General features: G+C 54.2%; 10 protein-coding genes and 5 tRNA genes. 14 read left to right on the forward strand and 1 reads right to left on the reverse strand.

Translation table 11 applies throughout. From position 1 onward, the window contains the following. Positions 1-31 precede the first annotated feature (31 nt). From BM007_RS19445 to dppF, 9 genes are all read left to right on the forward strand, one after another. The gene (locus BM007_RS19445; RefSeq protein ID WP_048991772.1) at positions 32-730 is read left to right on the forward strand and encodes an autotransporter domain-containing protein; all 699 of its coding nucleotides are present in this window, start codon (positions 32-34) and stop codon (positions 728-730) included. 238 nt (positions 731-968) lie between these two features. Then, the gene (locus BM007_RS19450) at positions 969-2171 is read left to right on the forward strand and encodes an L-lactate MFS transporter (protein WP_048991769.1); all 1203 of its coding nucleotides are present in this window, start codon (positions 969-971) and stop codon (positions 2169-2171) included. 254 nt (positions 2172-2425) lie between these two features. Further along, positions 2426-4117, forward strand: coding sequence for a kdo(2)-lipid A phosphoethanolamine 7''-transferase (eptB, locus tag BM007_RS19455; RefSeq protein ID WP_024909086.1), 1692 nt, complete (start codon positions 2426-2428; stop codon positions 4115-4117). Positions 4118-4208: 91 nt separating this feature from the next. Further along, positions 4209-4285: transfer RNA gene (locus BM007_RS19460), tRNA-Pro, on the forward strand. A gap of 620 nt (positions 4286-4905) precedes the next feature. Then, positions 4906-6513, forward strand: coding sequence for a dipeptide ABC transporter periplasmic-binding protein DppA (gene dppA, locus BM007_RS19470; RefSeq protein ID WP_023334096.1), 1608 nt, complete (start codon positions 4906-4908; stop codon positions 6511-6513). Positions 6514-6674: 161 nt separating this feature from the next. After that, positions 6675-7694: a dipeptide ABC transporter permease DppB gene (gene dppB, locus BM007_RS19475; protein ID WP_024909087.1), complete on the forward strand. Its 1020-nt coding sequence runs from the start codon at positions 6675-6677 to the stop codon at positions 7692-7694. Between the two features lie 9 nt (positions 7695-7703). Further along, positions 7704-8606 (forward strand): dipeptide ABC transporter permease DppC, encoded by a 903-nt coding sequence (gene dppC, locus BM007_RS19480; RefSeq protein WP_024909088.1) that lies wholly within the window; start codon positions 7704-7706, stop codon positions 8604-8606. Between the two features lie 10 nt (positions 8607-8616). Continuing rightward, on the forward strand, positions 8617-9600 hold the full coding sequence (gene dppD / locus BM007_RS19485; RefSeq protein WP_008502772.1) for a dipeptide ABC transporter ATP-binding protein: 984 nt from the start codon (positions 8617-8619) through the stop codon (positions 9598-9600). Next, complete coding sequence (gene dppF, locus BM007_RS19490) at positions 9597-10610, forward strand: dipeptide ABC transporter ATP-binding subunit DppF (RefSeq protein WP_023309965.1); 1014 nt, start codon at positions 9597-9599, stop codon at positions 10608-10610. Before dppD ends, dppF begins: the two co-directional genes overlap by 4 nt. Before the next feature lie 43 nt (positions 10611-10653). Here the strand turns inward: dppF and coaA are convergent, their stop codons facing one another. Continuing rightward, on the reverse strand, positions 10654-11604 hold the full coding sequence (coaA, locus tag BM007_RS19495; RefSeq protein ID WP_021242480.1) for a type I pantothenate kinase: 951 nt from the start codon (positions 11602-11604) through the stop codon (positions 10654-10656). A 317-nt stretch (positions 11605-11921) separates the two neighbouring features. Here coaA and BM007_RS19500 point away from each other — a divergent pair. The 5 genes from BM007_RS19500 to BM007_RS19520 form a co-directional block, all read left to right on the forward strand. After that, a tRNA-Thr gene (locus BM007_RS19500) sits at positions 11922-11997 on the forward strand. An 8-nt stretch (positions 11998-12005) separates the two neighbouring features. After that, positions 12006-12090, forward strand: a tRNA-Tyr gene (locus BM007_RS19505). A 117-nt stretch (positions 12091-12207) separates the two neighbouring features. Next, positions 12208-12282, forward strand: a tRNA-Gly gene (locus BM007_RS19510). A 6-nt stretch (positions 12283-12288) separates the two neighbouring features. Beyond that, positions 12289-12364: transfer RNA gene (locus BM007_RS19515), tRNA-Thr, on the forward strand. 118 nt (positions 12365-12482) lie between these two features. Beyond that, positions 12483-13132, forward strand: a 650-nt coding sequence (locus BM007_RS19520; protein ID WP_090420462.1) for a GTP-binding protein, incomplete at its 3' end; no start/stop codon positions are given.

Raw genomic sequence — 13132 nt, forward strand, 5'->3', positions numbered from 1 at the left:
GCCGAATTCGGCTCTCTCTGGGGTCGCGTTGATGATGATAAAAAAAATCAGTGGTCGCCATGCTGCTTCTGGCCTGGTGGGAATTTCAGCCTGCCTGTTTTTTTGTAATACGGCGTCTGCCTGGCAACAGGAATATATCGTTTCAGACGCCCAAAATAATACGGCGGAACGCTATACATGGGACGCGGATCACCAACCGCGTTATGAGGATATTCTTGCGGAGCGTATCCAGTCTTCGCAAAACGCGCCAGGTCTTGCCCTGAATATTCCGTCAGGCAGCACCACGGAGGGGGCGATGAGCGTGGGCTGGAATTTTCCGGTTTCAGCGCGTATCACCACCGGGCCGGTAGTGGCGTGGCGGTACGATGGCACGGCTCCGATGATGATCAACGAGTTTGGTGATAGCGCGTCGACGCAGGCGCTCACCGACCCGCTCTGGCATGCCAGCGTCAGCACGCTGGGGTGGCGTGTGAATACCCAGTACGGCGATCTCCGTCCCTGGGCGCAGATCAGCTATAACCAGCAGTTTGGTGAAAACCAGTGGAAATCGCAGTTTGGCATGCCGCAAACGCCGGCCCCTGCCCAAAACGGTAGCTGGATGGATGTCACCGTGGGAACGGATATTCCATTCAATACGCACATGGCGGCGTATGCATCGCTGGCTCAGGGGGAACACACCTCCACCGGTGAGGAGTTTTTATACACCCTTGGCGTCAGCGCAAATTTCTAGAGTTGTTACTTTTTTAAACGTTACGATAACATCTCGAATACAACAACCACGGGCTTTACAGCGATAGCAGATACTAACACGCTATCGCTTTATTCCCATGCCAGGTCATTCATTCCCGATTCCAGGCATTTCATTCCGTTCCGCCTGCATTTCATGCCGTTTTACCCCAGGCATATTAAGGTTTTGTTTATCGTTGTCCTCAGCGAACTTCCTTAATTTCTCTTGCAGGACAACTGCCATGAACACACCAACTTATAACCGCACGCGCTGGCTCACGCTCTTTGGTACCATCGTCACCCAGTTTGCGCTGGGGTCGGTCTATACCTGGAGCCTGTTTAACAGCGCGCTTTCCGACAAACTCGGCGCCCCGGTCAGCCAGGTCGCGTTCTCCTTTGGTCTGCTGAGCCTGGGTCTGGCGATTTCGTCTTCCGTCGCGGGCAAGCTGCAGGAGCGTTTTGGCGTGAAGCGCGTGACCATGGCGTCCGGCATTCTGCTGGGGTTGGGCTTTTTCCTGACGGCGCATTCCAGCAACCTGATGATGCTGTGGCTGAGCGCCGGCGTGCTGGTGGGGCTGGCCGATGGCGCGGGGTACCTGCTTACGCTGTCAAACTGCGTGAAGTGGTTCCCGGAACGTAAAGGCTTAATCTCCGCGTTTGCCATTGGTTCTTACGGTTTGGGCAGCCTCGGGTTCAAATTTATCGACGCCCACCTGCTGGCGTCCGTTGGCCTCGAAAAAACCTTTATGATCTGGGGCGCAATTGTTCTGGTGATGATTCTGTTCGGCTCCACGCTGATGAAAGATGCGCCGCAGCAGGAGGTTAAATCCGTGAACGGCGTGGTGGAGAACGACTTTACCCTCGCGCAGTCCATGCGTAAGCCACAGTACTGGATGCTGGCGGTGATGTTCCTGACGGCCTGCATGAGCGGTCTGTATGTCATCGGCGTGGCGAAAGATATCGCACAGGGGATGGTGAAACTGGATGCCGCTACGGCGGCTAACGCGGTGACCGTGATTTCTATTGCTAACCTCTCTGGTCGTCTGGTCCTCGGTATTCTGTCTGACAAAATTGCCCGCATCCGCGTGATTACGATTGGACAGGTGGTCTCGCTGGTCGGTATGGCGGCGCTGCTGTTCGCTCCGCTGAATGAAGCCACCTTCTTCGCGGCGATTGCCTGCGTGGCCTTTAACTTCGGCGGCACCATCACCGTCTTCCCGTCACTGGTAAGCGAGTTCTTTGGCCTGAATAATCTCGCGAAAAACTACGGCGTTATCTATCTGGGCTTCGGGATCGGCAGTATCTGCGGCTCGCTGATTGCCTCCCTCTTCGGCGGGTTCTACGTGACCTTCTGCGTGATATTTGCCTTGCTGATTATCTCGCTGGCACTCTCGACCACGATTCGTCAGCCGCAGCGCGAAGTGTTCAAAGAGGTGCATGCTTAATGACGATGAAAAAGGCCGGTTATCCGGCCTTTTTCTTGTGTAAAAACTGATGATCTGGGTAAACCGTCTCGTTCTTAATTTTTTGTAAATATCTGTACCGATCACACACTCTGCTGCCACTTTTTCTTTTCCCTGTGGTCTACTTACCACGCGGGTAGACGTTTCCGATAACGACTTCTTAAGCGATTCTTTAACCTATTCATTTTTAAAACAAAAATGATCGGTGATTTCGTCCCTTTTTCCGGGTAGTTTGCATGAAATACATTAAATCGATGGCACAACAAAAGCTCTGCTTTTTGCTGGCGTTGTACATCGGCCTGTTTATGAATGGCGCAGTTTTCATCCGTCGGTTTGACGGTTACGCGCATGATTTTACCGTCTGGAAAGGAATTGCAGCGGTTGTCGAATTGGTCGCTGCTGTACTGGTCACCTTCTTTTTATTCCGTATTCTTACCCTGTTTGGCCGTCGCGTGTGGCGAGTGCTGGCTACGTTTATCGTGCTGTGTTCGGCGGGTGCCAGCTATTACATGACCTTTATGAACGTGGTGATTGGCTACGGCATTATTGCCTCAGTGATGACCACGGATATCGACCTCTCTAAAGAGGTTGTAGGGCTGCACTTTATTCTCTGGCTGGTAGCCGTCAGTGCCTTACCGCTGCTGCTCATCTGGAGCAACCGTTGCCGGTACACGCTAGTGCACCAGATTCGCACGCCAGGCAAACGTTTCAGAAGCGTCGCGATAGTCCTGCTGGCCGGTTTGATGGTCTGGGGACCAATTCGTCTGCTGGAAGTGAAGCAAAAGCATGATGAGCGTACCTCAGGCGTGGATATGCCAAGCTACGGCGGTGTAGTGGCGAACTCGTATTTACCGTCTAACTGGATTTCCGCGCTGGGGCTGTATGCGTGGGCGCAGGTGGATGAATCCTCTGGTAACAAATCGCTGATGAACCCGGTGAAGAAGTTTACCTACGTCGCACCAAAAGATATCGACGATACCTATGTCGTCTTTATTATCGGAGAAACCACGCGCTGGGATCATATGGGTATTCTTGGCTATAACCGTGATACCACGCCGAAACTGGCGCAGGAGAAAAACCTGATTGCCTACCGTGGCTATTCATGTGATACCGCCACCAAGCTCTCACTGCGCTGTATGTTTGTGCGCGAGGGCGGGGCGAGCGACAACCCGCAGCGTACGCTGAAAGAGCAAAACGTCTTCTCGGTGCTGCATCAGCTTGGGTTCACGTCTGCCCTCTATGCGATGCAGAGCGAAATGTGGTTCTACAGCAATACCATGGCGCAGAACATTGCATACCGTGAGCAGATCGGTGCAGAGCCGCGTAACCGTGGCAAATCTGTCGATGACATGCTGCTGATTGATGAGATGAAACTGTCCCTGAGCGATAATCCTGATGGTAAGCATCTGATTATCCTTCATACCAAAGGGTCGCACTTTAACTACACCCAACGTTACCCGCGTAACTTTGCCAAATGGAAGCCTGAGTGCGTCGGGGTGGATAAAGACTGTACCAAAGCGCAGCTGATCAACTCCTACGACAACTCCGTACTGTATGTGGATCACTTTATTGATTCGGTGATTGACCAGGTACGCGATAAGAAAGCGATTGTGTTCTATGCGGCGGACCACGGTGAATCCATCAATGAGTATGAGCATCTGCACGGTACGCCGCGCAAGATGGCACCGCCGGAGCAGTTCCGTGTACCGATGATGGTGTGGATGTCTGACAAGTATCTGGAAGACCCGGAGAAAGCGAAGATGTTTGCTCAGCTGAAGAAAGAGGCGGAGATGAAGGTGCCGCGTCGTCACGTTGAGCTGTACGACACCATTATGGGTTGTCTCGGCTATACCTCACCGAATGGTGGGATTAACGAAAACAACAACTGGTGTAAACTCCCTGATAACACCGCAAAAGCCGCGCAGTAGCTGCTCTGGCGAGAATATCGCCAGTTGAATGGCTTTTTGAAAATAAGGGATTGACGGGGGCGCACCTCAGCAGTAAGATGCGCTCCGCATTCGGCGAGTAGCGCAGCTTGGTAGCGCAACTGGTTTGGGACCAGTGGGTCGGAGGTTCGAATCCTCTCTCGCCGACCACATTCTGAAAAGGGCTAACCGCAAGGTTAGCCCTTTTTGCATTATGGCCTTATCTCGTCAGAGTATCCAAAACGCCCCTTAGACCTGCTTCCACCTGCCTGTTAACGATTTTGTGACATAATCCATTGTATTTTTTTATATATAGATTGATCTTTTTTCGCGTTGCTTATGGATAACCTCAGCATTTTTCGCTGTGCGTTTTAACGTTCGCGGTATTTAGTGCTCAGATAATCACCATTCTGCAAGAAAATTTACCCATTCTGAATAAAAGTTAATCACTGATTGTGGCGAAATAGGGAGAGAGTTGTGCTGCAACATGGCGAGTAGCATAAATTTCCCTGCTGAAAACTGGCGTACATAGTTTTTTTAATCTTTGTTTGCGGTTTCTCACACTCAGCGTAAATCCCCGTCACCTGTATTGACGTTTTCACATTCTGTTGACAGATTGTAGGGCATGAGGGGCATTTCAGGGACGATCTGCGCTGCAACTCAAACGCTCTTCTGAAAGGATTCTCCATCCCTTTAAAGCCTTCGGGCATCACCGACCGGACCGGGTAAAAAATAAATAAAGGTCTGGCGGCGTAACACAACAAAGCAAAACATCACATTGGAGCAGAATAATGAGTATTTCCTTGAAGAAGTCAGGGATGCTGAAGCTTGGTCTGAGCCTGGTGGCTATGACCGTGGCAGCAAGCGTACAGGCAAAAACCCTGGTTTACTGTTCTGAAGGCTCGCCGGAAGGCTTTAACCCACAGCTCTTTACCTCTGGTACGACTTACGACGCAAGCTCTGTACCGATCTATAACCGTCTGGTTGAATTCAAAACCGGTACCACGGAAGTGATTCCGGGTCTGGCCGAGAAGTGGGACGTCAGCGAAGACGGTAAAACCTATACCTTCCACCTGCGCCAGGGCGTGAAGTGGCAGGACAGCAAAGAGTTCAAACCAACGCGTGACTTTAACGCCGACGACGTGGTGTTCTCCTTCGACCGTCAGAAAAACGCCCAGAACCCGTACCACAAAGTGTCTGGCGGCAGCTATGAATACTTCGAAGGGATGGGTCTGCCGGACCTGATCTCTGAAGTGAAAAAAGTGGACGATAATACCGTTCAGTTCGTGCTGACGCGTCCGGAAGCACCGTTCCTGGCTGACCTGGCCATGGACTTCGCCTCAATCCTCTCTAAAGAGTATGCGGACAACATGCTGAAAGCCGGTACGCCGGAGAAAGTCGACCTGAACCCAATCGGTACCGGTCCATTCCAACTGCTGCAGTACCAGAAAGATTCCCGCATTCTGTATAAAGCGTTCGAAGGCTACTGGGGCACCAAGCCGAAGATCGACCGCCTGGTCTTCTCCATCACGCCTGATGCGTCAGTGCGTTACGCAAAACTGCAGAAAAATGAATGCCAGGTCATGCCGTACCCGAACCCGGCTGACATCGCCCGCATGAAGCAGGACAAGAACATCAACCTGCTGGAGCAGGCTGGCCTGAACGTGGGCTATCTCTCCTTCAACACCGAGAAGAAACCGTTTGATGACGTGAAAGTGCGTCAGGCGCTGACCTACGCGGTGAACAAAGAAGCGATCATCAAGGCGGTTTACCAGGGTGCAGGCGTTGCAGCCAAAAACCTGATCCCACCAACCATGTGGGGCTATAACGACGACGTTAAAGACTACAGCTACGATCCTGAGAAAGCGAAAGCGCTGCTGAAAGAAGCGGGCCAGGATAAAGGCTTCACCGTTGAGCTGTGGGCGATGCCGGTACAGCGTCCGTACAACCCGAACGCACGCCGTATGGCAGAAATGGTTCAGGCAGACTGGGCTAAGATTGGCGTTCAGGCCAAGATTGTGACCTACGAGTGGGGCGAGTACCTGAAGCGCGCCAAAGCGGGTGAGCACCAGGCAGTCATGATGGGCTGGACCGGTGATAACGGGGATCCGGACAACTTCTTCGCCACCCTGTTCAGCTGCGCGGCGGCAAAAGACGGTTCTAACTACTCTCGCTGGTGCTACAAGCCGTTTGAAGACCTGATCCAGCCGGCGCGTGCGACCGACGATCACAACAAACGTATTGAACTGTACAAGCAGGCGCAGGTTGTTATGCACGATCAGGCTCCGGCGCTGATTGTTGCTCACTCCACCGTGTACGAGCCAGTGCGTAAAGAAGTGAAGGGCTACGTGGTTGATCCACTGGGCAAACACCACTTCGAAAACGTATCTGTTGAATAATAAGTAGGGTGTTCTCCCTCTCCCTCTGGGAGAGGGCAGGGGTGAGGGGCGTGCATGCATTCCCTCACCCTAACCCTCTCCCTAAGGGAGAGGGAATTTACATTTGTGAGCAATACAGACGTCACGCCACTGGTCGTGCGTCATCAGAGAGAATCCGGGTTATGTTGCAGTTCATCCTCCGACGTCTGGGACTTGTTATCCCCACGTTTATCGGTATCACCCTTCTCACTTTTGCCTTCGTCCATATGATCCCCGGCGACCCGGTAATGATTATGGCGGGCGAGCGTGGTATTTCCCCTGAGCGCCATGCACAGCTGCTGGCGGAACTCGGTCTCGATAAGCCGATGTGGCAGCAGTACCTCCACTATATATGGGGCGTGTTGCACGGTGATTTAGGGATTTCGCTGAAAAGCCGTCTTCCGGTGTGGGACGAGTTCGTGCCGCGTTTTAAAGCGACACTGGAGCTTGGCGTCTGCGCCATGATTTTCGCCACTGCGGTGGGTATTCCTGTCGGGGTACTGGCTGCCGTCAAGCGTGGCTCTATTTTCGACCATACCGCCGTGGGCCTGGCGCTGACCGGCTACTCCATGCCTATCTTCTGGTGGGGCATGATGCTGATCATGCTGGTCTCGGTGCAGCTTAACCTGACACCGGTCTCCGGGCGCGTCAGCGATATGGTCTTCCTGGATGACACCAACCCGCTCACCGGCTTTATGCTGATTGATACGGCTATCTGGGGTGAAGAGGGCAACTTCATGGATGCCGTCGCGCATATGATCCTGCCTGCCATGGTGCTGGGCACCATTCCTCTGGCGGTGATCGTACGTATGACCCGTTCATCGATGCTGGAAGTGCTGGGCGAGGATTACATCCGCACCGCCCGCGCCAAGGGCCTGACGCGTATGCGCGTCATTATCGTCCATGCGCTGCGTAACGCCATGCTGCCAGTGGTGACCGTTATCGGTCTCCAGGTGGGGACGTTGCTGGCGGGGGCGATCCTGACCGAAACCATCTTCTCCTGGCCGGGCCTGGGACGCTGGCTGATTGACGCGCTGCAGCGCCGTGATTATCCGGTTGTGCAGGGCGGTGTACTGCTGGTCGCGACGATGATTATCCTCGTCAACCTGCTGGTCGATTTGCTGTACGGCGTGGTGAACCCGCGTATTCGTCATAAGAAGTAAGGGGCCATCATGTCACAGGTTTCTGAAAACAAAGTTGTTGCTGCACCGGTTCCGATGACGCCGATGCAGGAGTTCTGGCACTACTTCAAGCGCAACAAAGGCGCGGTGGTAGGGCTGGTGTATGTCGCAATCATGATCCTGATTGCGGTGTTTGCGAACGTCCTTGCGCCGTATAACCCGGCGGATCAGTTCCGCGATGCGCTGCTCGCGCCGCCTGCATGGCAGGATGGCGGCAGCCTGGCGCACCTGCTGGGTACCGATGATGTGGGGCGCGATGTGCTGTCCCGTCTCATGTACGGCGCGCGCCTGTCGCTGCTGGTCGGCTGTCTTGTTGTTGTGCTGTCGCTGATCATGGGCGTCGTACTCGGCCTGGTTGCCGGCTACTTCGGCGGCATCGTTGATAACATTATCATGCGTATCGTCGACATCATGCTGGCGCTGCCAAGCCTGCTGCTGGCGCTGGTGCTGGTGGCGATCTTCGGTCCGTCGATTGGTAACGCCGCGCTGGCGTTGACCTTCGTGGCGCTTCCTCACTACGTGCGTTTAACCCGCGCGGCGGTGCTGGTGGAAGTGAACCGCGATTACGTCACCGCGTCTCGCGTGGCGGGTGCCGGTGCGATGCGCCAGATGTTCGTTAATATCTTCCCTAACTGCCTTGCGCCGCTGATTGTTCAGGCGTCGCTCGGTTTCTCTAACGCCATTCTTGATATGGCCGCTCTTGGCTTCCTGGGCATGGGTGCGCAGCCGCCAACACCGGAGTGGGGCACCATGCTCTCCGACGTGTTGCAGTTCGCACAAAGCGCCTGGTGGGTTGTCACCTTCCCGGGTCTGGCAATCCTGCTGACGGTGCTGGCATTTAACCTGATGGGTGATGGCCTGCGTGATGCGCTTGATCCCAAACTGAAGCAGTAAGAGGCACGAGATGGCGTTATTAAATGTAGATAAATTATCGGTGCACTTTGGCGACGAAGGCACTCCGTTTCGCGCCGTGGACCGCATCAGCTACAGCGTAAATCAGGGCGAAGTGGTTGGTATCGTCGGGGAGTCCGGTTCAGGTAAGTCAGTGAGCTCACTGGCGATCATGGGGCTGATTGATTACCCGGGCCGCGTGATGGCGGAAAACCTGCAGTTCAACGGTCAGGACCTGAAGCGCATTTCTGAAAAACAGCGCCGCCAGCTGGTGGGCGCGGAAGTGGCGATGATTTTCCAGGATCCGATGACCAGCCTGAACCCATGCTACACCGTCGGTTTCCAGATTATGGAAGCGATTAAGGTGCATCAGGGCGGGAATAAGAAAACCCGTCGTCAGCGCGCGATCGATCTGCTCAACCAGGTGGGTATTCCTGACCCGGCTTCGCGTCTGGACGTTTACCCGCACCAGCTCTCAGGCGGGATGAGCCAGCGCGTGATGATCGCGATGGCGATTGCCTGTCGACCAAAACTGCTGATTGCGGATGAACCGACGACGGCGCTGGATGTGACCATCCAGGCACAGATCATCGAACTGCTGCTGGAGCTGCAGCAGAAAGAGAACATGGCGCTGGTGCTGATTACGCACGATCTGGCGCTGGTGGCCGAAGCCGCGCACAAAATCATCGTGATGTATGCCGGCCAGGTGGTCGAGACCGGAAATTCGCACGATATCTTCCGCGCGCCGCGTCACCCGTATACCCAGGCGCTTTTACGCGCGCTGCCGGAGTTTGCTCAGGATAAAGCGCGTCTGGCGTCGCTGCCGGGTGTGGTGCCGGGTAAATATGACCGTCCGCAGGGCTGCCTGCTCAATCCGCGCTGTCCGTATGCGACGGACAAATGCCGGGCGGAAGAGCCAGAGCTGAACCAGCTGGCTGACGGTCGTCAGTCGAAATGCCACTACCCACTCGATGATGCCGGGAGGCCAACACTATGAGTACGCAACAGGCCACCACGCAACAACCGCTGTTGCAGGCCATCGATCTGAAAAAATACTACCCGGTGAAGAAGGGATTGTTTGCCCCTGAACGCCTGGTGAAAGCGCTGGACGGCGTCTCTTTTAACCTCGAACGCGGTAAAACGCTGGCGGTGGTGGGGGAGTCAGGCTGCGGCAAATCCACGCTGGGTCGTCTGCTGACGATGATTGAAGTGCCGACTGGCGGGGAGCTTTATTATCAGGGCCAGGATCTGCTCAAGCACGATCCGCAGGCGCAGAAGCTGCGCCGCCAGAAAATCCAGATTGTGTTCCAGAACCCGTATGGATCTTTGAACCCGCGTAAAAAAGTCGGACAGATTCTGGAAGAGCCGCTGCTGATCAACAGTAATCTGAGCAAGGAGCAGCGCCGCGAAAAAGCGCTGGCGATGATGGCGAAGGTCGGCCTCAAAACCGAGCATTACGATCGCTATCCGCACATGTTCTCCGGCGGCCAGCGTCAGCGTATCGCGATTGCTCGCGGGCTGATGCTCGATCCGGACGTGGTGATTGCCGATGAGCCGGTCTCTGCGCTCGACGTATCCGTACGTGCGCAGGTACTGAACCTGATGATGGATCTCCAGCAGGAGCTGGGGCTGTCTTACGTGTTCATCTCCCACGACCTGTCGGTGGTGGAGCATATTGCCGATGAAGTGATGGTGATGTACCTGGGACGCTGCGTGGAGAAGGGGACCAAAGACCAGATCTTTAATAACCCTCGCCACCCGTACACCCAGGCGCTGCTGTCTGCGACGCCGCGTCTCAACCCGGACGATCGTCGCGAGCGTATTAAGCTGACGGGCGAACTGCCAAGTCCGCTGAATCCACCGCCGGGATGTGCATTCAACGCCCGCTGCAGTCGCCGCTTCGGCCCGTGCACCCAGCTCCAGCCGCAGCTGAAGGATTATGGCGGCCAGTTGGTTGCCTGCTTCGCGGTCGATCAGGATGAAAATGGTGAGAAGCCACAGGCATAACGAAAAAACCGGCGCTAAGCCGGTTTTTTTTATGTCTGCTGGATTATTTCCGCAGGCGAATCTGGTCTACGGCGTGCTTCTCGCTCTTGGTGAGGATCAGGCTCGCGCGCTCGCGCGTCGGCAGGATGTTCTCTTTGAGGTTCACGTAGTTGATCTCATTCCACAGCCCCGTTGCCACATTGATCGCTTCTTCTTCAGAAAGCTGGGCGTAATGGTGGAAATAGGAGTCCGGATCGGTGAACGCCCCTTCGCGGAACTTCAGGAAACGGTTGATGTACCAGTTCTGCAGCAGGTCTTCCGGCGCATCGACATAGATAGAGAAATCGACGAAATCCGAGACGAAGACGTGATGCGGATCGTGAGGATAGTCCATCCCGCTTTGCAGTACGTTCAGACCTTCCAGAATCAGGATGTCCGGCTGGACCACCGTTTTATCCCCACCCGGGATGCGATCGTAGATCAGATGCGAATAGACGGGTGCAGTGACGTGCGGTACGCCGGATTTCAGGTCAGAGACAAATTTCACCAGACGATGCATATCATAAGAAAGCGGGAAGCCCTTCTTCTTCATCAGCCCGCGTTCTTTTAACACTTCGTTCGGGTGCAGGAAGCCGTCGGTGGTGATCAGCTCCACGCTGCGGTGTTCTGGCCAGCGGCTCAACAGCGCCTGCAGGACACGCGCGGTGGTACTTTTACCCACGGCCACGCTGCCTGCGATACTAATGATATAAGGAATGCGTTGACCGTTCGTCCCGAGAAACTGCTCCAGCACGGCCTGGCGGCGCAGGTTCGAGCTGATATAGAAGTTAAGCAAGCGAGAGAGGGGGAGATAAATTTCTGCCACCTCTTCCAGGGACAGATCTTCGTTTATCCCTTTTAACCGTGCGATTTCACCTTCCGTCAGCGTCATAGGGACGGAATCACGCAGGGCAGCCCACTGGCTGCGGTTAAAGTGAAGATAAGGCGTCATTAACGTTTGCTCTTTTTTGCTCATAAGCATGCTTCAGTGAGCCAGCGCTACACTGCCGGATCGTGGCTCATCACACAGTTAATTTTGGACAATGGGCAGGAGGTTAACACCAGATGGCAGGAATAATAAGAAAAAAGATGGATAGCGCTGCGTTACGCGGAAGCCGTCACGCTATGGTGTATACGGTGTAAATCACGCGTGCATGTTGATTATTTGACCCGTAATGACTACTTTTACAGCGCTTAGCGCTTCGTTCGCATAAAATGTGAGCGAAAGAACGTTTTATGCAAATTTTTAGTTGCATGACCGCGCAGGTATCCATAGAATGCGCGCTACTTGATGCCGACTTAGCTCAGTAGGTAGAGCAACTGACTTGTAATCAGTAGGTCACCAGTTCGATTCCGGTAGTCGGCACCATCAAGTCCGGTGGGGTTCCCGAGCGGCCAAAGGGAGCAGACTGTAAATCTGCCGTCACAGACTTCGAAGGTTCGAATCCTTCCCCCACCACCACTTTCTGGCAGCGTAAATGCCGCCGGAGCTGGTTGGAAAAATTAGCCAGCTCAAACTGAAAAAGAGAGAAATCTCTTTTTTTGTTACAGAAAGAACTGGGTAGCCGAGTTTCAGGATGCGGGCATCGTATAATGGCTATTACCTCAGCCTTCCAAGCTGATGATGCGGGTTCGATTCCCGCTGCCCGCTCCAATACGTGCTGATATGGCTCAGTTGGTAGAGCGCACCCTTGGTAAGGGTGAGGTCCCCAGTTCGACTCTGGGTATCAGCACCACTTCACTTCTCCTTCCCGTTTCTCTCTGTTTCAATTTTACTGTATTCAACAATTCAGGCATTTCGCCTGGTTGATGTGGTGATATCACCGATTTATCCGTGTCTTAGAGGGACAATCGATGTCTAAAGAAAAGTTTGAACGTACAAAACCGCACGTTAACGTCGGTACTATCGGCCACGTTGACCATGGTAAAACAACGCTGACCGCTGCAATCACTACCGTTCTGGCAAAAACCTACGGTGGTTCTGCTCGCGCATTCGACCAGATCGATAACGCACCAGAAGAAAAAGCTCGTGGTATCACCATCAACACCTCTCACGTTGAGTACGACACCCCGACTCGCCACTACGCACACGTAGACTGCCCAGGCCACGCTGACTATGTTAAAAACATGATCACCGGTGCTGCGCAGATGGACGGCGCGATCCTGGTTGTTGCTGCGACTGACGGCCCAATGCCTCAGACTCGTGAGCACATCCTGCTGGGTCGTCAGGTAGGCGTTCCTTACATCATCGTGTTCCTGAACAAGTGCGACATGGTTGATGACGAAGAGCTGCTGGAACTGGTAGAGATGGAAGTTCGTGAACTGCTGTCTCAGTACGATTTCCCAGGCGACGATACCCCAATCGTTCGTGGTTCTGCTCTGAAAGCGCTGGAAGGCGAAGCTGAGTGGGAAGCGAAAATCATCGAACTGGCTGGCTTCCTGGATTCTTACATCCCAGAACCAGAGCGTGCGATTGACAAGCCATTCCTGCTGCCAATCGAAGA

This window comes from Enterobacter sp. NFIX59 (assembly GCF_900113755.1).
Taxonomy (GTDB): domain Bacteria; phylum Pseudomonadota; class Gammaproteobacteria; order Enterobacterales; family Enterobacteriaceae; genus Enterobacter; species Enterobacter pseudoroggenkampii.

Coding starts and splice junctions, on each gene's coding strand:
- dppF (WP_023309965.1), top strand. CDS start 9,597: ATGAGTACGCAACAGGCCACCACGCAACAACCGCTGTTGCAGGCCATC.
- dppC (WP_024909088.1), top strand. CDS start 7,704: ATGTCACAGGTTTCTGAAAACAAAGTTGTTGCTGCACCGGTTCCGATG.
- dppD (WP_008502772.1), top strand. CDS start 8,617: ATGGCGTTATTAAATGTAGATAAATTATCGGTGCACTTTGGCGACGAA.
- coaA (WP_021242480.1), bottom strand. CDS start 11,604: ATGAGCAAAAAAGAGCAAACGTTAATGACGCCTTATCTTCACTTTAAC.
- BM007_RS19450 (WP_048991769.1), top strand. CDS start 969: ATGAACACACCAACTTATAACCGCACGCGCTGGCTCACGCTCTTTGGT.
- dppB (WP_024909087.1), top strand. CDS start 6,675: ATGTTGCAGTTCATCCTCCGACGTCTGGGACTTGTTATCCCCACGTTT.
- dppA (WP_023334096.1), top strand. CDS start 4,906: ATGAGTATTTCCTTGAAGAAGTCAGGGATGCTGAAGCTTGGTCTGAGC.
- BM007_RS19445 (WP_048991772.1), top strand. CDS start 32: ATGATGATAAAAAAAATCAGTGGTCGCCATGCTGCTTCTGGCCTGGTG.
- eptB (WP_024909086.1), top strand. CDS start 2,426: ATGAAATACATTAAATCGATGGCACAACAAAAGCTCTGCTTTTTGCTG.